This is a genomic window from Corynebacterium canis, assembly GCF_030408595.1.
Taxonomy (GTDB): Bacteria; Actinomycetota; Actinomycetes; order Mycobacteriales; family Mycobacteriaceae; genus Corynebacterium; species Corynebacterium canis.
This window is the reverse complement of sequence record NZ_CP047080.1, coordinates 2,688,897-2,710,153: the sequence shown is the minus strand read 5'-3', so window position 1 is coordinate 2,710,153 and position 21,257 is coordinate 2,688,897. Positions and strand designations below refer to the sequence as shown.

Below are 21,257 nucleotides of genomic sequence, written 5' to 3'. Positions count from 1 at the left end.
ACCACACCATGCACGACACCAAAGACTTCAACGTCCCCACAGAGCGCTACGGTAACGACATCGAATCGGTTTTGATCAGTGAAGAGCAGCTGAAACACCGTATCCAGGAGCTTGCCGACCGAGTATCCGAACACTACCACGACGAACCGGACGACCTCATCCTCGTGTGCGTGCTCAAAGGTGCCGCCTTCTTTATCACCGACTTCGCCCGCGCGCTGAGCATCCCGAGCCAGCTGGAATTCATGGCAGTCTCCTCGTATGGAAACGCCTCCACCTCCTCCGGCGTGGTGCGCATCCTCAAGGACTTGGATCGTGACATCAAGGGCAAAAACGTTCTGATCGTCGAAGACATCATCGATTCCGGCCTTACCCTTTCCTGGCTGGTGAAGAACCTGCGCAACCGCGGCCCCAAATCCCTCGAAGTGGTCACCCTCCTGCGCAAGCCGGAAGCGGTAAAAACCAAGGTCACCCTGTTCGACATTGGTTTCGACATCCCCAACGAATTCGTCATCGGCTACGGCCTGGACTACGCAGAACGCTACCGCGACCTCCCCTTCGTGGGCACCCTCCACTCCCGCGTCTACGCCGGCGAATAACCGGCTAGGCGGGGTTCTGGTTTAGTGGGGCGGCCCGCCATTTTGACATTCGCCGTAGCAGCCCCGCTAAGCCCTCGAAATCCGCTACCCATGTTGAACCATGGCCGGATTCTCGTAATTGCGTCATTTTGATGTGGTAGGCCGCCCACAACCAATTGTCTAAACCAGAGTTGAACGGTGTCTACCGATATTTTTTACATCAAAATCCCGAAATCTGTGTAAAAAATATCGCGCTGGCGGCCCTGGGCGGCCCCGGATGATGAAAATTACACAGAATCGGCGTTTCGTGTGTAAAAAACTTCATGTGCAGCACACAACCTATCGCCACAGCGCCCTGTCAGCCACTCGACGGCCCGCCGATCACCCGGTTTGTGCCATCGCCACCGACGGTCCGCCGCTCACCGACGGTCCGCCGCTCAACGAGTCAAGGTGCAAGATGTGTTCTGCACTTCTGCGTGGTTGAAGCTCTGATGCTCGGTAGATTTTGGCAAAAGCTATGAAGTTATAATATGTGGCGCAAAGGTTGGCGCCGTGAGATTGGTGGCGCTAGAAACCCGACAGGATTCGCCACCTCGATACCGGCAAATCCTAATTCTGGGCCCGCAGCTTGTGACCCAGTAGCGCATATAAAACCATATATTTTGGCCAATAGAAAACTTTCGTCGTAGCAGCCCCGCTAAGCCCTCGAAATCCGCTACCCTTAGTCGACTATGGCCAACTTCCCTTAATTGCTCCATTTTGATGTGGTAGGTCGCCCACAACCAATTGCCTAAACCAGAGTTGAACGGTGTCTACCGATATTTTTTACATCAAAATCCCGAAATCTGTGTAAAACATATCGCGCTGGCGGCCCTGGGCGGCCCCGGATGATGAAAATTACACAGAATCGGCGTTTCGTGTGTAAAAAACTTCATGCGCAGCACACAACCTATCGCCACAGCGCGCTTACGGCCAGCCAACTCACCCGCCGAGGCCCGCCGGCCAACCCGCCGAGGTCCGCCCGCCTACCTACCGAGGCCAACCCGCCTCCCCGCAAGCAACCAAGGCATAAACCCTACGCGGCGGCGGGGGACGCCGGGCGGGATTTGGTGAACAAGGTGGTCACTAACGCGATAAGGGCCAGGGCAGCGCCAACCATAAAGGCGGTGGAGGTGCCGGCGGCGGTGGCGACTTCGCGGGCAAGAACGGAACTGTCGGTATCCGTGGCAGAGGCCGAACCGGCATTCTGGGCGGCAATAGTCATGGTGGCAACGAGCAGGGCGGTGCCCGCCGCGCCGCCCAATTGCTGCAGGGTGTTTAAGATGGCGGATCCGTGGCTGTAAAGCTGTTGGGGGAGAACGCTCAAACCGTCGGTCATCATGGGGGTCATTACAAAGGCCAAGCTCAGGCACAGGAGCATGTGGCATGCCAGCACCACATACAGGCTGGTGCCCGTACCCAACAGGGATAATGCGACTGAGGCGGTGAGCAGCCCGACGGCACCGGGGATAACTAGGCGGCGGGGACCGATAGAGTCGTAAAGCCGGCCGATCCCAGGGCTGACCAACCCTTGCAGGAGCCCTCCGGGCAGCATCAGCAGGCCTGTGGCCAGCGCGGATGCGCCTAGTGCGTTTTGTAGGAAGAAGGGCAGCACCACCGCTGTGCCTAGGAGCACCCCCATGCTGCAGCCGATGGCGATCACGGCGACTCGGAACACCGGAAAGCGGAACGGTTGCATGTCCAGCAAGGCTTCGCCGCGTTTGCCGAGTTTGATTTGGCGGAAGACAAAGACACCAACAAAGACTACGCCGAGCGCTAGAACGATAAACGGTGTTGGGTTGTGGTGTTCCACGGCGTCGCCAAGTTGGGAGAGGCCATAGACGACGCCGCCAAAACCCACCGCGGACAGGGGAATGGATGCCACGTCAAGTTTCGTGTGCGTATGTTCTGACACGTTGTGGGTATAGCGAGCGCCCACCGCCAAGCATAGTAGAACGATCGGCAGGATCAGCCAGAACAGCCAGTGCCACGTAAACGTGCTCAGGATTACGCCGGACACGGTGGGCCCCAACGCAGGTGCAACGGAAATGACGACGCCTATCAGACCCATCGTGGCACCCCGGCGTTCCGGTGGCACGATAGTCAGCGCGACCGTCATGAGGAGCGGAATAATGATTGCGGTGCCGATCGCTTGGATCATGCGTCCGAGTAGCAACACCCCAAACACCGGTGCGAGGGCGGAGGTCACCGTGCCGAGGGTGAACAGGGCGAGGGCGGCGACGAACATGGTGCGGGTGGAAAAGCGTTGTAGCAGCCAGCCTGTCAGCGGGATTACAATCGCCATAACCAATAGGAAACCCGTGGTCAGCCACTGTACTGTTGCGGCGGTGACGTGGAAATCCTCCGAAATGGTCGGTAGGGCGACACCCAAGAGGGTTTCGTTGAGGATCATCACCATTGTGGAAATCACAAGGACCCACAAAAGGAGTTTTTGTGCGACAGCATTCACGGCTAGGTTCTCTCATGCTTACGTTGTTAGAGTGAAATGACCAGAGTCTAGCTTAGATTTTTGTTTCTGCCCGTTGCATAACAAAAAGCTATTGTCATAGCGCATTTTCGGTTGATACACGTGAACACGCGGCGAAAGCGTCAGGTGTAGCTGGCACGGCGTTGCACGGTGTACGAAGGAACGAAGTAGGCTGGGAACGCGTTACGTAAAGTAAATGATGCGTGTGCTAAGTAGAAAGGCCCCCGAGCGGCAGCCCCATGGATAACAAGAAATTGCTGAAGTACGGCGGTATCGCTGCCGTGGTCCTTATGACCTTGTTCGCAATTACTGTGCTAACGGATGATTCCCGGAGCTTCCAACGCGTGGATACCTCAGTTGCGATCAAACAACTGGAATTGAAAAACGTTGCGGAAGCCAAAATCGAGGACCGCGAACAGCGCCTCCGATTAAAGCTGAAAAAGGAAATCACCGTTGATGAGCGCGAAGGCGTCAAGGAAATCATTGCGGATTATCCAGCCCGGACGGCCCCGCTGATTTTTGATAAAGTCGCCAGCGCCGAAACCGAGAAATACACCACCTCGGTGACTCGTGAGGGTTTCTTTTACACGCTCATCACCACCATGCTGCCCATTCTCATTATCTTCGGGTTAATGATGTGGGTGTTCAGCCGCGTGCAGGGCGGCGGCATGAGCATGTTCGGGTTCGGCGGCTCCCGCGCCAAGGAATTAACCAAGGACATGCCCACAAACACGTTTGCGGACGTGGCCGGTGCGGACGAAGCTGTGGACGAACTCCACGAGATCAAGGATTTCCTGCAAGACCCCGCCCGCTACGAGGCTTTGGGCGCCAAAATCCCCCGTGGCGTGCTGTTGTTCGGCCCGCCCGGCACGGGTAAAACCCTCCTTGCGCGCGCCGTCGCGGGCGAGGCTGGGGTGCCGTTCTATTCCATTTCCGGTTCCGACTTCGTAGAAATGTTCGTGGGCGTCGGCGCCTCCCGCGTGCGTGACCTATTTAAGCAGGCGAAGGAAAACAGCCCCTGCATTATTTTCGTTGATGAGATCGACGCCGTGGGCCGCCAACGTGGCTCCGGCATGGGCGGCGGACACGACGAGCGCGAGCAGACCTTGAACCAGCTCCTCGTGGAGATGGATGGTTTCGGCGACCGCCAAGGCGTGATCCTGATCGCCGCCACCAACCGCCCGGATATCCTCGACCAGGCGCTGCTTCGCCCGGGCCGCTTCGACCGCCAGATCCCCGTGTCCAACCCGGACCTCAAGGGCCGCGAGCAGATCCTGGAAGTACACGCCAAGGGGAAACCTTTTGCTAAGGATGCGGACCTGCACGCATTGGCGAAGCGCACCGCCGGGATGTCGGGCGCGGACCTGGCGAATGTGTTGAATGAGGCCGCGCTGCTTACCGCCCGCATCGGTGGCACGGTGATTACGGCGGATGCGCTGGAGGAGGCTACGGACCGTGTGATTGGCGGCCCGCGCCGCAGTAGCAAGGTGATCTCCGAGAAGGAGAAGAAGGTCACTGCGTATCACGAGGGCGGGCACACCCTCGCCGCCTGGGCCATGAAGGATATCGAGCGCGTATATAAGGTGACCATCCTCGCCCGCGGCCGCACCGGCGGTTTCGCAATGACGGCCGATGAGGACGATAAGGGGATGTATAACCGCGCCGAATTGTTCGCACGCATCGTGTTCGCCATGGGCGGCCGCGCGGCGGAGGAATTGGTGTTCGGCGAGCCCACCACGGGGGCGTCGAATGACATCGAGCAGGCCACGAAGATCGCCCGCGCGATGGTTACGGAGTACGGCATGTCGCCTTCCATCGGCACCGTGAAATATGGCGAAGAGCAGGGCAGTCCCTTCGGCCACATGCCGGGCATGGGGGAGCGCATTGAGTATTCCCAGACGGTGGCCGCGACCATCGATGATCAGGTCCGCCACGTGATTAGCTTGGCCCACCAAGAGGCCTACGATATCCTGCGCGATAACCGCGACGTGCTCGACCGCCTCGCCGAAAAGTTGTTGGAAAAGGAAACTTTGCGACGCCCCGACCTCGAGGCTTTGTTCGAAGGTATAACGCCGCGCGAACGCATCGAGGTATTCCCCGGTGAAAACGAATGGTTCCCCGGCCAGAAGGATCGCGATCCGGTAAAGACCCCTACGGAGCTGGCCATCGAACGCGGCGAGGAGCCCCCGAAGAAGTTCAGCATCCTTGAGGCCAGCAAGGCCGCGCGCGAGAAGCGGGCGGCGGAATTGGCGCAGCAGCGGCAGCAATTTGGCGGCCCGTCGCGCCTCGGTCCGCCGCGCCCGGGTGCGCAGCCTCACCAAGCCCAGGGCAACCAAGACCAACAACCCCAGGACCAAGGATCCGACGCGCCGCCGCAGCAACAACAGCCGCAGCGCACCTATGGCGGCAGCCAGCCGCCTTCGGATTGGGTGGTGCCCGGTTGGCCGCCGGCGAATGGTTCGCACCCGACTTCGCCGCCGCAGCAGCAATATGGCCGTCACCCGGGTTCGTTGGGCTCCTACCAGCCCGCCCCCCAGCAGCAGCGACAGCAGCAGCCGCAGGAGGAGATCGGTTTCCGGTTGCCGGAAAATGAGCAGCCGGAGCACCCCGAGCGCACCGACCAGATCGAACGGGAAGACGAGAAGTAGATGTCCGAAGCTGTGTTTGATCAGGCCCGCGCCGAAGCCGCCGTCCGCGAGCTGCTTTTCGCCGTCGGGGAGGACCCAGACCGGGAGGGCCTGCAAGACACGCCCGCGCGCGTGGCCCGCGCCTATGCGGAAATGTTTGTGGGCCTGCACACGGACCCGACGGAGGTGCTGAACAAGACCTTCTCTGAAAACCACCAGGAGCTGGTCCTGGTGCGGGATATCCCCATCTATTCCACCTGCGAACACCACCTCGTGCCCTTTTACGGCAAGGCCCATATCGGCTATATTCCGGGCCGTTCCGGGCAGGTCACCGGCCTGTCCAAGCTGGCCCGCTTGGTGGACCTATTTGCCAAGCGCCCGCAGGTGCAGGAGCGGCTCACTTCCCAAGTGGCGGACGCGCTGGTGGATAAGCTCGGCGCCCAAGCCGTGATCGTGGTCATCGAGTGCGAGCACCTGTGCATGGCCATGCGGGGCATTCGCAAGCCCGGCACCACCACCACTACCTCGGCGGTCCGGGGCCTTTTCCAACGTAATGCCGCCTCCCGCGCTGAGGTGCTCAGCCTGATTCGGGGGAGCTAGCCATGCGCTGCCAAGTCATGGGGATCCTCAATGTCACCACCGATTCCTTTTCGGACGGCGGCAATTGGCTCGACCCCGAACGGGCCGTGGCCCACGCCAAGACCATGATGGAGCAAGGCGCGGACCTGATCGACGTCGGCGGTGAATCGACCCGCCCCGGGGCGGTCCGCGTTACGGCGGAGCTGGAACGTTCCCGCGTGATCCCCGTGATTCGCGCCCTGAGCCACGCCGGCATTCCCACCAGCGTGGATACCATGCGCGCCAGCGTGGCGGCCGCCGCGGTGGAGGCGGGCGCGCACCTGATCAACGATGTGTCCGGCGGGCTCGCGGACCCCGATATGTTGCGCGTCATGGCGGAGACGCAGGCGACCGCATGTTTGATGCACTGGCAGACCGAACGTTTCGGCGATGCCGCGGGCAGCGCCCACAATGAATCCGACGTGGTGGCGGATGTGACTGTGGGCCTGCAGCGCTTGGTGGAGCGTGCGGTAGGGGCGGGCGTCGATAAGCTTATTTTGGACCCCGGCCTGGGCTTTGCAAAAACGCCGGTGGACAATTGGGCGCTTCTCCGCGCGCTGCCCCAATTGATCGCGCTCGGCTACCCCGTGCTGGTGGGGGCCTCGCGCAAACGTTTCCTCTCCGGATCGGACGCCGCAACCGCCGCCGTAAGCGCCTTGGCCGCCCAAGCCGGCGCTTGGGGCGTGCGCGTACACGAAATCCCCGCTAATCGCGCCGCCGTGGACGTTGCCTGGCAATGGGGAGGCTGCCGTGGCTGACCGCATCACCCTGACCGGCCTGGAGGCGTACGGCTACCACGGCGTGTTCCCGGAGGAACGGCGCGAGGGGCAAACCTTCCGCGTGGATGTGACATGCTGGGTGCGCTTCCCCGCCACCGATGACCTCGCCGGCACCATCAATTACGCGGAAATCGCGGACATCGCCGTCGCCGTGGTCACTGGGCCGCCGCGCAATCTGATCGAAACTGTGGCCGCCGAGATCGCGGATACATTGCGCGCGCGTTTTCCCATGCACGCGGTGGAGGTGACGGTGCATAAACCGAACGCGCCGATACCGCACACCTTCGCTGATGTTTCGGTGACGGCAAGGAGAAGCTGATGCGCGCCGTGCTTTCCATAGGCTCTAACCTGGGCGATCGCGCCGCGAACCTGCGTGGCGTGGTGGCGGGTTTGGGGGAGTCTGTGGTGGCGGTGTCGCCGTTGTATGCCACGCCGCCGTGGGGAGGGGTGGAGCAGCCGGACTTTTACAACGCGATCCTGATCGTGGAAACCTCCCGCACGCCCGTGCAATTATTGCGCGCGGGGCTCGCCCTCGAAGACGCCGCTTATCGACGTCGCGCCACCCGCTGGGGCCCGCGGACCCTCGACGTGGACCTTGTTACCTGCGTGGTGGACGGTGTGGAGGTGCGCTCGGATACTGAGGAGCTGCGGTTGCCGCATCCGCACGCCGCCGCGCGGGCCTTCGTATTGGTGCCGTGGCTTGCGGTGGAGCCGGAAGCGGTGTTGGGTGGATACCGGGTAGCGGAGTTGGTTGCCGGGCTGGATACCTCCGGAATCGCAATGGTGGCAAAGGAGTGGGTATGACGCAGACACGCGTGTCGCATCTTTTTGCCGTCGGTTTTTTCGTCTCGGCGGTGTCCGGAATCTTAACGTGGCGCTTCTATGAGGAGCTTTTTGCCATCCCCGTCACGGTGTCTATCACCCTTTGGCTTATGACGATCCTGTGTGTGGTTTTGGCGTGGAAGGTACGCGGCCATATTGAGGGGGGCACAATTGGTTTTGGAAGCACTCAATTGGACCCTTTACGTGCGGCGATGTGGTTCGCCATCGGGCGCGCTTCCGCCTGGACCGGGGCGGTCGTGGGAGGCGCTTATTTGGGTCTTGCCAGCTACGTAGTTCCAAACGCCGGGCAGCTCCTGGCGGCCAACGAAGACCTTGCTGGCGTCTTAGCTAGCCTTTTGGGTGGCATCAGCTTATCCGCCGCCGGCGTCTATTTGGAACGCGCCTGCACCCTTCCACCTCCCACAGATGCGGAATCCATTGGCTAAAGTTGGTAGCCATGAGCACCAGAGACGTACCAGGGACCAAGCCGAAGCGGGGAATCGACCTCGGCCAAATACTCATGGTCGTAATGGTGGCCTTAGCCCTTCTCGCAGGAGTGATTGGGCTATTCTCGGGCAGTTCTGATGTCCTGAAAGTGGCCATGCTTACCGCATTATGGGCTTGTGTCGTCGCAGGATTCCTCGTTGCAAACAAACGCAAACAATATGATGAAGAACTACTGAAAAACCAGCGCAGCATCGATGCCGATCGGCTGAGAGCACAGCAAGATTACCAACGCCAACTCAATGAGCAGCGTGAAGAAACCCTGGAAGGTATCCGCAGCCAGCTCGACGCGATGCGCAGCCAGCTGGAGGAGCTTTCTGGCGTGATGCTCGCCTACGAGCCCGCCGCCCTCAAAGCCGAGGCGCGCCGCTTGCCCGCAATCGAATTGGACAGCTCTCAAGGCGGCGCGAGCCTGTCTAAGGAGGCCGAAGCGCTCATCCCCGTGGTTCCCGAACCCGTGGAAGTGGACGTGGAAGATTCCTTTATCAGCGAACCCTTGGCCAAAAAGCCGGAATACCTGGCGCAGCCCTTTGCCAAGCCGACCGCCGGGCCGAGCACGGCAGGAGCCACCGCCGCGCCGCGCTTTAATTCCGGGGCGTTCTCGTCCACGCGTTGGGACGCCGGCGGCATAGAAAAGAACACCCCGTCCCAGGATTCCAGCAGGCACGGTTCGGAATCCCCGTTCCGCACCTCCGCCGCCGCAGCCGCCGGGGCGGCGTCCGGTCCTTCCGTCTCGGACCCCATGAGCCAACCGCGCCCGCAGCCCTATAACGCCCAGGCCCGCCCGCAGCAGGCTTCGCCGCGTCCGCAACCGCAGCAGCCTCAGGCGCGCCCGCAACCGCAGGCTCGGCCCGCAACTCCGGCCGCCGAGGCCCGACCGGTTCCCCCGCAATCGTCTCGTATGCCCCAACCGGCACCGCAGCCGCGGGAGGAGGAATCGTCGTTGCGGTCGCGGCGTCGAAACTCGTTTTGGCAGGAGCCGGAAACCGCGCGTCCCGCTGCCGCAGCTCCTAGCCCGAAACCGCAGCCGGAACCCGTGCGCCCTGCGGCCGCCAATCGCAGCACCCCGCCGGAACCGCCGCGGCCGAAACGCCCCGCCCCGGAACCCGTTGTGCAACCCGTGTCCCATGCGGCGTCCAAGCCCCGTGCCCGCGGTGGCCGGCGTCGGCGTGACGAACATCAGCAAGGCGTCTCCGTGGCCGACCTGCTGAAGAACCTGCAACAATGATGCCTCGGCCGCCACGGATGCGCATCTGGGTGCTGGGTTCCGACCCCGAGCTGGAGCGGCGCCTGCTTGATGTCGGCCATCGCGTGACCCGTTCCGGCGGCGATGGCGATGTAGATATGGTGCTTATCGCCGAGACCACGGAGGCGGCGGTGGTCTCCGCGGTGGGAACCCTCCCGCAGCTGCGCGGCAAGATCCTCGCACATACGTGCCCCGGCTTGGCGCCCTTGCAGCCACCGGACGTGGTGAGCGTCGCCTTTTCCCGCATCCACCCCGCGCTGGACGTGTGGGCGGTGGCCTCCCGCGACGAACTCGGGGCCACGCTCTGCGAATTGCTCCTGCGCGAGCTAGAATACCAGTTCGTAGGCGCAGAATACCGGGAGCGGTTGGCCGCGGCATACAACGCCTTGTTGCAGGTGGCGGAGCTGCCCGAGGAACTATTGCTGAGCTTGGTGCGAGGTTTAAAACAATGACATTTACCCCACGCGGCGACACCGTATTCCGTGAGATCGCCGCCGTGCGCCCGGTTGTTCGTGCATTCCGCAAGCTGGGCAAACCCGTTGTGCTTGTTCCCGCCGAGGCGCCCGATGCCGCCACCGCGTACCGCATCGCGCAAGCCCAACGCATTCCCGGTTCCATCACCGTCCTCGCGCTTATCGACGCCGCTTCCCCCGCCGTCCCCGCCAACTGCCACGTTGATTGCGTGCTGGCGCTATCTTCCAGCGCCCTCTTTCCCTCCGGTATTCGAACTAGTGTTTGTGGTGATGGTGGGTTTGGCGAGGAGCTCACCGTGCTGCTCAAACTGGTGAATATCGTTGCGCCCACCGATCTCTTTTTGAGCGAGAAGGATTACGAATTCTTGCTTGCGGCGCAGCACATGATCACCGATTTCAACCTTGACCTGCGTGTTCACGGGGTGCCGATCCTGCGGGAGCCCGATGGTTTAGCTCTGGATCCGCGCAACCGCGAGCTAAGCGCCGGCGGCCGCGAATCCGCCTTGGCCATTTCCGCCGCCCTTGCCGCCGGCGCCCACGCTGCCGAAGGCGGGAAAGATGCCGTCCTCGCCGCCGCCCGCGCCGTGCTGGCCGCGAGCCCCGAACTGACCGTCGAATCCCTGGAGGTGCGTGGCCCCGAACTTGGCGACGCTCGCTTGCTCATCACCGCCTCCATCGAAGGCATCACCTTGAGCGACAACGCCGGCCTCCCCCTCGGCATCGGCTTCAAATCCCTCGCCGACCAGGCCTAACTTCTTCGCTTCCCCTGCCGCCGCCGGGTTTTCACTCGGCTTGAACTCTTCGCGCGGCCTTTTTGCTCGGGTCTGAGCCCTTTGAGCTACCTTTTGCTCAGGTTTGAACCCTTCACGCCGGTCTTTCAGGCCAAATGCTTATACATGCATATACTCCCTGCGTGCTTCTCGTTTCCCGCGGCGCCATGGCAGCCTCGCTAAGCTCTCGAAATCCACTGCCCATGTTGAACCATAGGCGAATTCCGTTTCGTGCGCCATTTTGATGTGGTAGGTCGCCCACAACCAATTGCCAAAACTGGAGTTGAACGGTGTCTACCGATATTTTTTACATCAAAATCCCGAAATCTGTGTAAAAAATATCGCACCGACGGCCCTGGGCGGCCCCAGATGATGAAAATTACACAGAATCCGGGTTTCGTGTGTAAAAAATTTCATGCGCAGCACACAACCTATCGCCACAGCGCGCCAATCGGCGGAGGGGCATCCTGGGGGCGGGGCTCGGGGCTGGGTCGGCGCGAGTTTGGATTATTGGCTTTCGGATTAAAGTTTGTATTAGTGTCGGCCGGACGTTGTTGTGGTGATCTGCGCAGTAGGTTCGTATGTTTATGCGATTGTCACGTGTCGTGCGCTGCTCGCGGGCAGTGACCCCATTTGGGGTGGGCTTCCAGGTTTGAGCCGCTGGTCCCGAGTGCGTCCTAGCGTGGGTTTGTGCTGCTGAGGCCGTGATTTCGCCCGGCCGCCCGTAAAAGGTGAACTTAGAATACATGTTTTGGGTAAGGTGATTTTTGTGCATTTGACGCGGTTTTCGGATCTCGGCATGAGACTGGTGATGCGGTTGGGAGTCGCCGACCCGTCGGAACGGCTTACTGTTTCCAAGTTGGCTGCCGATATTCACGCGTCGGAGGCACATGTGGCAAAAGTTGTGGCGCGATTGGTGGAACTCGGCGTGGCCCGCAGCGTGCGCGGGCGCTCCGGAGGGGTGTATATCCGCGAGGATGCGTTCCCGCTGGGGCTCGGCAAGCTGATCCGCTCCTTGGAAGGCGACAGCGAAATGGTGGATTGTTTCACCGAGGACCCGTGTCCGTTTATTCGCCATGACTGTTTGCTGCGCATCAAACTCGCCGATGCGAAGGAAGCGTTTTACCAGTCCCTGGACCAGATCACTCTTGGGGAATTGCTTGCGGATGCTCAGGCGCGTTATCCAGCCGAATTCGTACTCAAGGAGTAACTGTCACCCATGTTTGTGAAACACCAGCCCAACACCCAGATTCGTAAGCTGTCCCCGGAGCACGCGGAGATTGTGCGCGCGACGCTGCCCGCGATTGGCGCGCATATCAATGAGATCACCCCGCTGTTTTATCAGAAAATGTTTTCGGCCCATCCCGAGCTAATCGCAGATACGTTCAATCGAGGTAACCAGCGGCAGGGGGACCAGCAGAAGGCGCTCGCGTCGTCGATAGCCGCCTTTGCCACGATGTTGGTTGACACGGATGCGCCGGATCCGGTGGCGATGTTGTCGCGCATTGGGCATAAGCACGCGTCCTTGGGCATTGTCGAGGATCAGTACCCGATCGTGCACAAGCACCTGTTCGAAGCCATTGTTGAAGTGCTTGGCGACGCCGTGACTCCCGAAGTCGCCGCGGCATGGGACGCCGTGTACTGGTTGATGGCGGACGTCCTGATTCAATACGAGAAAGAGTTGTACGCTTCCGATGGGGTTGCGGTGGGCGATGTGTTCCGCACGGCCACCATTGCCGCACGCGAAGATTTGAGCGATAAGGTCACTAGGTACACGTTGCGCGGCGCGGAGTTGACGGCGGGTTTGCCCGGCCAGTACACGTCCGTAGGCGTGCGGCTTGACGACGGCGCGCGCCAGCTGCGGCAGTATTCGCTGGTCGCCGCCGACGCGGGGGAATGGCAGATCGCGGTGGAGCGGGATGGCGAGGTGTCATCGTTTTTGCGGGATCGCCTGCAGGTCGGGGATGAGATTGAGGTGACCTTGCCCGCCGGTGAACTGGTGTTGGATGAGGGGGACGCGCCGGTGGTGCTGATTTCGCAGGGCATTGGGTCGACACCGATGGTGGGCATGTTGTCCGCGGTGTCTCCGGAGCGGAGCGTGACGGTGCTGCATGCGGATGAGTCGGAGCAGAGCTATGCCCAGCGCAGCCAGACGGAACAGCTGGTGGCGGGGTTGCCGAACGCCACTCATGAGGCGTTTTACCGGGCCGATGGCGAGCGCTTGGTCGTGGCCGGTCGGATCCCGGAGGGCGCGGAGGTGTACCTGTGCGGCGGCACGCGGTTCCTGCAGAATGTTCGGGAACAGCTGGAAAATGAACGTCCGGCGCGGGTTCATTTCGAGCTGTTTTCCCCGAACGATTGGTTGATTGGCTAGTTTTTGGGGTGTTTGGGTGGGCGCCCGCGGCGGGGGATTTCTCCGGTGTCGCGGGGTAGCCTGCCGGCGCGACGCAGACTGTCGCGCAGCATGGTCTCGATCTGGGCGTTCACGCTCTTGAGATCGTCCGCGGCCCAGCGGGCTATGGCGTCGTAAACCGCGGGATCAATCCGGAGTGGAACGTTTTTTCTGGTCATGAGGGCTAGTTATATAGGGAACCGGTATTGACCACGGGCTGCGTATTGGTATCGGAGCACAGCACCACGAGCAGGTTGGATACCATCGCCGCGCGGCGCTCGGGATCGAGGTCCACGATCTCGCGGCGTTCCAATTGTTCGAGGGCGGTTTGCACCATCGAAACGGCGCCTTCGACGATAGTTTCGCGGGCGTCGACAATCGCGGCGGCTTGTTGGCGCTGCAGCATCGCTTGGGCGATCTCGGGGGCGTAGGAGAGCGCGGAAATGCGTGCCTCGATGATCTCGCAGCCGGCCAGCGCGGCGCGGGCGGCGACCTCGTTGGCCAATTCGGTGGACACTAGGTCGGTCGAACCGGAGAGCGAAGGGTTGGTGATCGGGTCGGAGGAATCGTACGGGTGTGTGGTGGCCACGTGGCGCAGCGCGGACTCCGCCTGCGAGTAGATAAATTCGTTGACGTTCTCCACGGCGAAGGTGGCCTTGGCGGTGTCGGCGACCTGCCACACCACGATGGCGCCGATGATTACGGGGTTGCCGTTGAGGTCATTGACTTTGATGGCGTTGGTCTCAAAGTTGCGCACCCGGACGCTGACCCTTTTGGTGCTGCATAGCGGGGCCACCAGCGATAGGCCGGTGCGGTGCGAGGTGCCCACATAGCGGCCGAAGAATTGGACCACCAGCGTGTGTCCCGGGCTGACCACTCGGATCATGGTGAGCACGAGGAGGCCGCAGAGGCCGAGGATGATGATCACCGGCAGCAGGATCGGGTTAGGTTCGCCGGCCGCCACGGAAGACATAAAGCCCAGGATGGCAATGCCGGGGAGCAGGATGGCCAGAATTATCGCCAGTCCGGTCGCTCCGGCGCCGGCGCTCCAGGCGGGTTTTTCGGTGAGGTCGACGGCGGCGCCTGTGTGCCCCACGGGGTCGGGGGCGTTTTGAAGGTCTAGGCCCGTGGTCATGTGATGCCCTTTCTGCGAGCTGAATAATGTGATATCAGATTACCTTAAAGTGATATCACTTTTCAAGGTTCGTGCCTGTGGGCAGCTATCGGCTACCCTTAACAACCGTGAACGACGCGAACAACTCTTCTGCCACCAACGAGATTCCAGAGCAGCTTCGGATCCGCCGCGAAAAGCGCGCCCGGTTGCAGGAAAAAGGCGAGGCATATCCCGTCTCGGTGCCTCGAACACATTCCCTAAAGCAGCTACGTCAGCTGTATGTGGCAACGCCGGAAGAGGGGGGCGTCGAAAAGCGGGACGGGGTGACGTACCTCGGTGTAGGTGCGGAAACGCAGGACGTGGTGTCTATCGCTGGGCGCGTGATTTTTGTGCGCAATACCGGCAAGTTGTGCTTTGCCACGCTGCAGGACGGCGACGGTACGAAAGTGCAAGCGATGCTTTCGCTCGCCGAGATCGGCGCGGAACGCCTGGCGGATTGGAAAGCGGATGTGGATCTTGGTGATTTTGTTTCCGTGACCGGGCGCGTGATTTCTTCGCGGCGCGGCGAGCTGTCGGTGATGGCGAGCGAGTGGGTGATGGCGGCGAAGTCGCTACGCCCGCTGCCCGTGGCGCACAAAGAGATGAGCGAAGATACGCGTGTTCGACAGCGCTACACGGATCTGATCATGCGCGAACAGGCCCGCACGAACGCCATGACGCGCATCAAGGTGATGCGTGCGCTGCGCCATCACCTCGAGGGTGAGGGCTTTGTGGAGGTGGAAACGCCGATGTTGCAAACCCTGCACGGTGGCGCGGCCGCACGTCCGTTTGAAACGCACTCCAATGCGCTGGACATCGACCTTTACCTGCGCATCGCCCCCGAGCTGTACCTCAAGCGCTGCGTCGTCGGTGGAATCGATCGCGTGTTTGAGGTGAACCGCAATTTCCGGAACGAGGGCGTGGATTCCTCCCACAGCCCCGAATTCGCCATGTTGGAGACCTACCAGGCGTGGGGAACCTACGATGATTGCGCCGAAACCGTTAAGAATCTGATCCAAGCGGTGGCCGAAGAAGTGTTCGGTTCCACGGTGGTGACGCTGGCCGACGGCACCGAATACGACCTCGGCGGCGAGTGGCCCAGCATGGAAATGTACCCCTCCCTCAATGCGGCGCTCGCCCGCAAACACCCAGGTCAGCCCGAGGTTACGGTGGATTCGACCGTCGCCGAGCTCAAGGCGCTTGCCGACGTCGTGGGTGTCGCCGTGCCTGCGAAAGGCGGCTGGGGCCACGGGAAACTCGTCGAGGAAATCTGGGAACATTTGTGCGGAGACCAGCTTTATGGTCCGGTATTCGTGCGGAACTTCCCGGTGGAAACCTCGCCGCTGACCCGGCAGCACCGCAGCCAGCGGGGCGTGACCGAAAAGTGGGATCTGTATGTTCGAGGGTTCGAACTGGCGACCGGATATTCGGAGCTCGTCGACCCCGTGGTGCAGCGGGAACGCTTCGAGGACCAAGCGCGGCTTGCCGCCGGCGGCGACGAGGAAGCAATGGTGCTGGATGAGGACTTCCTGGCCGCCATGGAACAGGGCATGCCCCCCACGGCGGGTGCCGGCATGGGCATCGATCGCCTGCTTATGGCCCTGACCGGCCTGGGCATCCGCGAGACCGTGCTCTTCCCGATGGTCAAGCCCGAGCCCAAGCAATAGCCCTGCGGGGGTTAGGGCACCAGGTAGCGGCCCGCGCCCGGCAATACCTCCACCTCGACCGGGGTATTGCCAAAGAATTCGCCGTCCGCGTAGGACGGGATGGGCCGGTCCATTTCGATGCGGATTTTCTTGGTGCGCAGCGTGATCACCTCGGCCGCCTGATCGTGCTTCCGGCCCTGGAAAAAGGTATTGAGTTTGCACAAGGCGGCGAACTTGGACATGCACCGGATCATGGTGACGTCGAGCAACCCATCGGTGGGGTCCGCCTTGGGGCAAATGACTGCGCCGCCGCCATAGGACGAGGTATTGCCCACGGCGATCAGGGTAAGGTCCAACTCCCGCGGCGCATCCTCGCCTTCGACAAAGATGTGGCTGGGGATCTTCTGAAACCTGGCAAACTCGAGCAACGCGGCCAGCACGTAGCGGCTATTGCCGGTGGGCCACCGCATGCGATTGGTGCGGGCGTTAGTCAACGAGTCGAAACCCTGGCAGGCGATGGTGCCAAAGATCATGCTGGTTTCGGGGTCGACACCCGAGGTGAGCTTGCCAAGGTCGGTGGTTTTGGTCTTGCCGCGGGCCACCACCTCGGCCGCCGCCGCGGGGTCGAGGGGGATGCCGTAATTGCGGGCGTGGTCATTGCCCGTGCCGGCGGGGATTATGCCCAGGGGCATGTCATGAAAGGCCTGCTGTTGCAGCGCCAGGTTGACCATGCCATCGCCGCCGCACACCACTAACGCATCCACCGAGCTTGCCAGCGCGCTTTCAATGAGCTTGGCGGAGGCTTGCTTCGAGGTGCCGGTATCACTGATCACCTCGACGCCCAGCTCCTGGAACCGCCGCAGTGCGACGTCCGCGATTCCAAGCGCCGTGCCTTTCCCCGCCGAGGGGTTTGTGAGCAGTGCAATCCGTTTGAGCATTGGGTGTTGCGCCTCCTATGGGATGAGTTTGCCGGGGTTCAGAATGCCCGCCGGGTCGAGTGTGTTTTTTACCGTCCGTAGGATGGTTACGGCAAGCGGATCGATCTCCGATTGCATATATGGGCGGTGATCAGTGCCAATGGCGTGATGGTGGGTGATGGTCCCGCCGTGGGCCACGATCGCCTCGCTGGCCGCGCGTTTCGCCGCCGCCCATTGCTCGTGGGCGTGTTCCGATTGCTTTGCCACCACCGTGAAGTACAGGGAACAGCCCGTGGCGTATACGTGGCTGATGTGGCACATCACCACGGCCATGGTTCCGTGCTTGGTTAGCGAGGTAGCGAGCGCCCGCCCAACGGCCGTTTTAAGGCGGTGAATGTTTGCCCACGTCGTCGCGGTTTCGAGGGTTTCGCAGACCCCAGCGACGTCGAGAAGCGCGTCCCTGAAAACGGGAGCGCCGAAGCGTCCCCGCTCCCAGGCGCGCACCGGGCCTTCCCCGAGCGAGGTGCCGCCGGCCTCCAGTAAAAGCTTGCGGGTCTCATCGTGCCGCGCGGCCGCGTGCTCCGGAGTGCCCTCGAACATGGTCAAGCACAGGCAACCCGACGTCGCCGCGCCGCCGGCCATCCCGTCGGGGGAGCTCAGGTTCAAGCTGGTCTCAATCTCGTCCGAAAGCCGGATCATGCTCGGGCCGGTGCCGTGCTGCGCAACCAGCCGCACGGCGCGCGCCCCCGCTTCGAAATTGGGAAACCGAAACGCCTCGTAGCGTTTCGCCTCGGGCACGGGGTGCACCCGGCACCGCACCCGCGTGATCACGCCCAACGTGCCCTCCGAGCCGAGGAATAGCTCCCGCAGGTCGGGGCCCGCCGCGGAGGCCGGGGAGTCCCCGCCGAGCTGCAGAATCCCGGTGGGGGTGACCACGGTCAGGGCGTGCACCATTTCATCGAAACGCCCGTACCCCGCGGAGTGCTGCCCGGAGGAGCGGGTGGCGGCGTAACCCCCGATGGTGGCGTACGGAAAGGACTGCGGAAAGTGCCCGAGCTGCAGGTTGTGCTTGGCCAATTCCAGCTCCGCCTGCGGGCCGAACATGCCGGCGCCAAAGGTGGCCAGCCCCGATTCGGCGTCCACATCCTCGAGTTTGTCAAAGCGGGTGAGGTCAAGGCTGAGCACGGCGCGATGCCCGCCGGACACCGGGGTGAGCCCGCCGACCACGCTCGTGCCACCCCCGAATGGGATTACCGCGATGTCCGCCTCGGAGCAATATTCAAGGACGCTCAGCACCTCTTCCTCGGTGCCGGGCGCGATCACGGCGTCGGGGGCGTCGATGGTCTTTTTGGTGTGCCAATCCAGCAGGTCCGGGTAGGATTTCCCGCGGGCTCGCCCGCGCCGGTGCGCGTATTCGCAGGTCACGTATCCGGGGCCAACGAGTGCGCCTAATGCCGCGATATCCGCCTCGGTCAAGCGCACTTCGGACAGCACCACGTCCGCCTCGGCGTCCCCGGGGGTTTGCTCCTGCTGAATGCCGAGCGCGGTGCGGAGCAGTCTGACAACGCTGGGGCTTAGCGGTTTTGATTCGTCGGGCGTGCCCCAACGATTGAAAGTCATGGGGGGAACCGGAAGCTGTGCACTCATGTTCGGAAGTTTACAGTATTTGTAATAGTGTAACTGCAAATTCAACCCCCGCAGCAGGCGGTCTACTCGAACAAATCTTCCAGTTCAGAAAGGTTTTGTTCACCGTAGAAAACGCAATGCACGCGTGCATAACACGTACTACCCGCCCGCGTGAGGGTGTTCGGTAGGCACCTCCTCAAGGGGGCTGCGGCGAGTACACTAAAGAGCTGTACACATATAAACATTCGATATCGTGAAGGGTGGATAAAGGCTATGGCAAGCTCTGCGCTGCACGCCGATCAACGCGCCGCCGACCTCCAGGCGGTGCGCGAGGGTGCGGAGATTGACCTCCTCGTGGTCGGGGGTGGCATTACCGGCGCAGGCATCGCCCTCGACGCCGCAACGCGCGGCCTGCGCACCGTGCTCGTGGAGCGCCACGACCTCGCGTTTGGCACCTCGCGCTTTTCCTCCAAACTCATCCACGGCGGCCTGCGCTACCTGGCAAAGTTCGAACTCAGCGTCGCCCGTAATTCCGCCGTGGAGCGGGGCCGGCTCATGGAACTTATCGCCCCGCACCTGGTGCGCCCCCTCGCGCAGGTCAGCGCGCTGGGCCCAGACACGAACCTGCTGCAAAAGGCGGCGATGCGCGCGGGTTATCTCGCGGGGGATGTGTTGCGCATGGCGGCGGGCACCTCTACCAGCGTGTTGCCGCGCTCCCGCTACGTCACGCCCGCCGAGACCCGTCGCCTGTGCCCCGCGGTAAACACGAAGGCGTTGCGCGGCGCCTGGGTGAATTATGACGGCGCCATGATTGATGATGCCCGCCTGGTCACCGCCGTGGCCCGCACCGCCGCCCGCGAGGGTGCCCGCGTGATTACCCGCTGCGCCGCCACGGATCTCACCGGCACCTCCGCCACGCTCACTGACACGCTGACTGGGGAAAGCTTCCCCGTTTCCGCCACCGCCGTGGTCAATGCCACCGGCGTGTGGGCGGGCACGGTCGACCCCGAGATTTCCATTCGCCCTTCCCGCGGTACGCACCTGGTGTTCCGCTCCGAGACCTTTGGCAACCCTACCGGCGCGTTGACGTTTCCGCTGCCGGGGTCGTTGTCGCGTTTCCTGTTTATCCTTCCCGAGCAGCTGGGCCGCTGTTACCTCGGGTTGACGGACGAGGATACCCCGGGCGATATTCCCGATGTGCCGAGCACCCCCGAGGAGGACATTGAGTTTCTGCTTACCGGCACCAGCCGCGTGTTGGGGGTACCGTTGCGGCGCGCGGACGTGGTGGGCGCGTTTACCGGCCTGCGTCCGCTTATCGACGCCGCGGGCGCGACCTCCGACCTCTCGCGCCGGCACGCGATTATCACCGCCCCCAACGGCCTGATCTCCGTGGTGGGCGGCAAATTTACGGAATACCGCCTGATGGCCGAGGAAACCGTGGATGCCGTGGTGCGTTCCCACGAGTTCGCGGGCATCGGCGGCTGCGCCACCCGCACCTTCCCGCTGGTGGGTGCGCCGACCCATATGGATAGCCTGGAAGTGGCGGCCACCGAGTTGGAGGACCTGCCGGATTCCCTGGTGGCGCGCTTCGGTTTCGAGGCCCCCCAGGTGGTGGCCAGCGCCACCGTCTCCGACCCATTGGGCAGCATCGCCGGCATGGATATCACCCGGGCGGAGATAGAGTACGCTATCACCCACGAAGGAGCACTCAACGTGGACGATATTCTTGACCGCCGCACCCGCATCGGCCTGGTACCCGCAGATCGTGATCGCGCCCTGCCGGAAGTGGAGGCCATCTTCCACGAGCTGCGCGGCAGTGACGCCCTCCCCTAGAAGGAAACACCATGCACCCAATCCGAAACCTGCGTAACCGTGCGCTTACATTTGCGCAGATCAACCATCCGATCTTGACGTCCAAAATCATTTCCTTGATCCTCAACGCCGCGGCCAAACGCAAACGCAGGCGCCCGAGCCGCGCGGTGCAGGTGGCGGCGACGGTGGGGGAGGAGGGGGCGTCGATAAGCAAACGTACGAGCGGTATCGACGCCGCGAACCGCGCCGCAGGAGTGCCAGGCGCGTGCTAGCGTGAGGGTATGAAATTAGCTGAAGCGCTGGTCGCGCGCGCCGATGCGCAACGCCGCCTGGCTCAATTGCAGGAACGCCTGCATCGGGTTGTGCTGGTGCAGGAAGGCGTGGAGCCCGGCGAGGACCCGCAGGAACTTATGGAAGAAGCCGAACGCGTGATCGATCAGCTGGAGGGGTTGATCCGTCGCATCAACGCCACGAACTCCGCAACCGCCTTCGACGAGCAGCGCACCTTAACGGACGCCATCGCCGCGCGCGAAGCCGCCCAACGCCGCGCCGCCCTGTATACCCGGCTGGCGCAGGAGGCCACCCCGGAAGCCCGATTTCGCGCCACCGAGATCCGCAATGTGGCCACCGTGGACGTGCGGGAGCTGCGCGCGCGGGCGGATCAAGCCGCCAAGGAGCACCGTGAACTGGATACGCGGATCCAGCAATTGAACTGGACGGTGGAGTTGCAATAGGTTTTTGTGGGTCGGTAACCCTTGGCGTCGGCGAGT

At 62.4% G+C, this 21,257-nt stretch carries 21 protein-coding genes; 16 read left to right on the top strand and 5 right to left on the bottom strand.

The window, feature by feature from the left end; all coding sequences use genetic code 11:
- The first annotated feature begins 8 nt into the window (after nt 1-8).
- Nucleotides 9-596, top strand: a complete 588-nt coding sequence (gene hpt / locus CCANI_RS12065) for a hypoxanthine phosphoribosyltransferase (protein WP_146325316.1) — start codon at nt 9-11, stop codon at nt 594-596.
- A gap of 1,054 nt (nt 597-1,650) precedes the next feature.
- Here hpt and CCANI_RS12060 read toward each other — a convergent pair.
- Nucleotides 1,651-3,033 (bottom strand): MDR family MFS transporter, encoded by a 1,383-nt coding sequence (locus CCANI_RS12060; RefSeq protein WP_146325326.1) that lies wholly within the window; start codon nt 3,031-3,033, stop codon nt 1,651-1,653.
- A 308-nt stretch (nt 3,034-3,341) separates the two neighbouring features.
- On the opposite strand from CCANI_RS12060, the gene ftsH reads away from it, so the two are divergent.
- The 11 genes from ftsH to CCANI_RS12005 all read left to right on the top strand — a co-directional run bounded on the left by ftsH (nt 3,342) and on the right by CCANI_RS12005 (nt 13,315).
- A complete protein-coding gene (gene ftsH, locus CCANI_RS12055; protein WP_146325315.1) occupies nt 3,342-5,750 on the top strand; it encodes an ATP-dependent zinc metalloprotease FtsH in 2,409 nt (802 codons plus the stop codon).
- Complete coding sequence (folE, locus tag CCANI_RS12050; RefSeq protein WP_146325314.1) at nt 5,751-6,329, top strand: GTP cyclohydrolase I FolE; 579 nt, start codon at nt 5,751-5,753, stop codon at nt 6,327-6,329. It abuts the gene before it with no gap.
- Between the two features lie 2 nt (nt 6,330-6,331).
- Nucleotides 6,332-7,105, top strand: a complete 774-nt coding sequence (folP, locus tag CCANI_RS12045; RefSeq protein ID WP_246118291.1) for a dihydropteroate synthase — start codon at nt 6,332-6,334, stop codon at nt 7,103-7,105.
- Nucleotides 7,098-7,445: a dihydroneopterin aldolase gene (gene folB, locus CCANI_RS12040; RefSeq protein WP_146325313.1), complete on the top strand. Its 348-nt coding sequence runs from the start codon at nt 7,098-7,100 to the stop codon at nt 7,443-7,445. Before folP ends, folB begins: the two co-directional genes overlap by 8 nt.
- Nucleotides 7,445-7,930, top strand: coding sequence for a 2-amino-4-hydroxy-6-hydroxymethyldihydropteridine diphosphokinase (folK, locus tag CCANI_RS12035; RefSeq protein ID WP_186750349.1), 486 nt, complete (start codon nt 7,445-7,447; stop codon nt 7,928-7,930). The genes folB and folK overlap by 1 nt, the downstream gene beginning before the upstream one ends.
- Nucleotides 7,927-8,394: a DUF3180 domain-containing protein gene (locus CCANI_RS12030; RefSeq protein ID WP_146325311.1), complete on the top strand. Its 468-nt coding sequence runs from the start codon at nt 7,927-7,929 to the stop codon at nt 8,392-8,394. Before folK ends, CCANI_RS12030 begins: the two co-directional genes overlap by 4 nt.
- Before the next feature lie 11 nt (nt 8,395-8,405).
- A complete protein-coding gene (locus CCANI_RS12025; protein WP_146325310.1) occupies nt 8,406-9,680 on the top strand; it encodes a DUF6779 domain-containing protein in 1,275 nt (424 codons plus the stop codon).
- Nucleotides 9,677-10,150 carry a hypothetical protein gene (locus CCANI_RS12020; protein WP_146325309.1) on the top strand — a complete coding sequence of 158 codons (474 nt, stop codon included), beginning with the start codon at nt 9,677-9,679 and terminating at the stop codon, nt 10,148-10,150. The genes CCANI_RS12025 and CCANI_RS12020 overlap by 4 nt, the downstream gene beginning before the upstream one ends.
- Complete coding sequence (locus tag CCANI_RS12015; RefSeq protein WP_146325308.1) at nt 10,147-10,923, top strand: pantoate--beta-alanine ligase; 777 nt, start codon at nt 10,147-10,149, stop codon at nt 10,921-10,923. Before CCANI_RS12020 ends, CCANI_RS12015 begins: the two co-directional genes overlap by 4 nt.
- Before the next feature lie 778 nt (nt 10,924-11,701).
- Nucleotides 11,702-12,151: an RrF2 family transcriptional regulator gene (locus tag CCANI_RS12010; protein ID WP_246118293.1), complete on the top strand. Its 450-nt coding sequence runs from the start codon at nt 11,702-11,704 to the stop codon at nt 12,149-12,151.
- Between the two features lie 9 nt (nt 12,152-12,160).
- Entirely contained in the window at nt 12,161-13,315 is a 1,155-nt protein-coding gene (locus CCANI_RS12005) for a globin domain-containing protein (protein ID WP_146325307.1), read from the top strand.
- Here CCANI_RS12005 and CCANI_RS12000 read toward each other — a convergent pair.
- The gene (locus CCANI_RS12000; RefSeq protein ID WP_146325306.1) at nt 13,312-13,512 is read right to left on the bottom strand and encodes a type II toxin-antitoxin system antitoxin; all 201 of its coding nucleotides are present in this window, start codon (nt 13,510-13,512) and stop codon (nt 13,312-13,314) included. The two genes, CCANI_RS12005 and CCANI_RS12000, sit on opposite strands and share 4 nt — an antisense overlap.
- Before the next feature lie 5 nt (nt 13,513-13,517).
- Nucleotides 13,518-14,468, bottom strand: coding sequence for an SPFH domain-containing protein (locus tag CCANI_RS11995; RefSeq protein ID WP_146325305.1), 951 nt, complete (start codon nt 14,466-14,468; stop codon nt 13,518-13,520).
- A 107-nt stretch (nt 14,469-14,575) separates the two neighbouring features.
- Between CCANI_RS11995 and lysS the strand changes: the two genes are divergently transcribed.
- On the top strand, nt 14,576-16,153 hold the full coding sequence (gene lysS / locus CCANI_RS11990) for a lysine--tRNA ligase (protein ID WP_146325304.1): 1,578 nt from the start codon (nt 14,576-14,578) through the stop codon (nt 16,151-16,153).
- Nucleotides 16,154-16,164: 11 nt separating this feature from the next.
- On the opposite strand, the gene CCANI_RS11985 is transcribed toward lysS, so the two are convergent.
- Both CCANI_RS11985 and CCANI_RS11980 read right to left on the bottom strand, forming a co-directional pair.
- Complete coding sequence (locus tag CCANI_RS11985) at nt 16,165-17,070, bottom strand: YegS/Rv2252/BmrU family lipid kinase (RefSeq protein ID WP_146325303.1); 906 nt, start codon at nt 17,068-17,070, stop codon at nt 16,165-16,167.
- Between the two features lie 15 nt (nt 17,071-17,085).
- Complete coding sequence (locus CCANI_RS11980; protein ID WP_146325323.1) at nt 17,086-18,669, bottom strand: FAD-binding oxidoreductase; 1,584 nt, start codon at nt 18,667-18,669, stop codon at nt 17,086-17,088.
- A gap of 279 nt (nt 18,670-18,948) precedes the next feature.
- On the opposite strand from CCANI_RS11980, the gene CCANI_RS11975 reads away from it, so the two are divergent.
- From CCANI_RS11975 to CCANI_RS11965, 3 genes are read left to right on the top strand one after another with little or no spacing between them, the layout of a single operon-like run.
- Nucleotides 18,949-20,508 (top strand): glycerol-3-phosphate dehydrogenase/oxidase, encoded by a 1,560-nt coding sequence (locus CCANI_RS11975; protein WP_146325302.1) that lies wholly within the window; start codon nt 18,949-18,951, stop codon nt 20,506-20,508.
- An 11-nt stretch (nt 20,509-20,519) separates the two neighbouring features.
- Nucleotides 20,520-20,759, top strand: a complete 240-nt coding sequence (locus CCANI_RS11970; protein ID WP_146325301.1) for a hypothetical protein — start codon at nt 20,520-20,522, stop codon at nt 20,757-20,759.
- Nucleotides 20,760-20,768: 9 nt separating this feature from the next.
- Nucleotides 20,769-21,221, top strand: coding sequence for a DIP1984 family protein (locus CCANI_RS11965; protein WP_146325300.1), 453 nt, complete (start codon nt 20,769-20,771; stop codon nt 21,219-21,221).
- The last annotated feature ends 36 nt before the right edge of the window (nt 21,222-21,257 follow it).

Coding starts and splice junctions, on each gene's coding strand:
- CCANI_RS12060 (WP_146325326.1), bottom strand. CDS start 3,033: ATGGTGATGATCCTCAACGAAACCCTCTTGGGTGTCGCCCTACCGACC.
- folK (WP_186750349.1), top strand. CDS start 7,445: ATGCGCGCCGTGCTTTCCATAGGCTCTAACCTGGGCGATCGCGCCGCG.
- CCANI_RS11965 (WP_146325300.1), top strand. CDS start 20,769: ATGAAATTAGCTGAAGCGCTGGTCGCGCGCGCCGATGCGCAACGCCGC.
- CCANI_RS11995 (WP_146325305.1), bottom strand. CDS start 14,468: ATGACCACGGGCCTAGACCTTCAAAACGCCCCCGACCCCGTGGGGCAC.
- folE (WP_146325314.1), top strand. CDS start 5,751: ATGTCCGAAGCTGTGTTTGATCAGGCCCGCGCCGAAGCCGCCGTCCGC.
- CCANI_RS12000 (WP_146325306.1), bottom strand. CDS start 13,512: ATGACCAGAAAAAACGTTCCACTCCGGATTGATCCCGCGGTTTACGAC.
- CCANI_RS12015 (WP_146325308.1), top strand. CDS start 10,147: ATGACATTTACCCCACGCGGCGACACCGTATTCCGTGAGATCGCCGCC.
- hpt (WP_146325316.1), top strand. CDS start 9: ATGCACGACACCAAAGACTTCAACGTCCCCACAGAGCGCTACGGTAAC.
- CCANI_RS12030 (WP_146325311.1), top strand. CDS start 7,927: ATGACGCAGACACGCGTGTCGCATCTTTTTGCCGTCGGTTTTTTCGTC.
- CCANI_RS11975 (WP_146325302.1), top strand. CDS start 18,949: ATGGCAAGCTCTGCGCTGCACGCCGATCAACGCGCCGCCGACCTCCAG.
- ftsH (WP_146325315.1), top strand. CDS start 3,342: ATGGATAACAAGAAATTGCTGAAGTACGGCGGTATCGCTGCCGTGGTC.
- folP (WP_246118291.1), top strand. CDS start 6,332: ATGCGCTGCCAAGTCATGGGGATCCTCAATGTCACCACCGATTCCTTT.
- CCANI_RS11970 (WP_146325301.1), top strand. CDS start 20,520: ATGCACCCAATCCGAAACCTGCGTAACCGTGCGCTTACATTTGCGCAG.
- CCANI_RS12025 (WP_146325310.1), top strand. CDS start 8,406: ATGAGCACCAGAGACGTACCAGGGACCAAGCCGAAGCGGGGAATCGAC.
- CCANI_RS12020 (WP_146325309.1), top strand. CDS start 9,677: ATGATGCCTCGGCCGCCACGGATGCGCATCTGGGTGCTGGGTTCCGAC.
- CCANI_RS11980 (WP_146325323.1), bottom strand. CDS start 18,669: ATGACTTTCAATCGTTGGGGCACGCCCGACGAATCAAAACCGCTAAGC.
- CCANI_RS12005 (WP_146325307.1), top strand. CDS start 12,161: ATGTTTGTGAAACACCAGCCCAACACCCAGATTCGTAAGCTGTCCCCG.
- CCANI_RS11985 (WP_146325303.1), bottom strand. CDS start 17,070: ATGCTCAAACGGATTGCACTGCTCACAAACCCCTCGGCGGGGAAAGGC.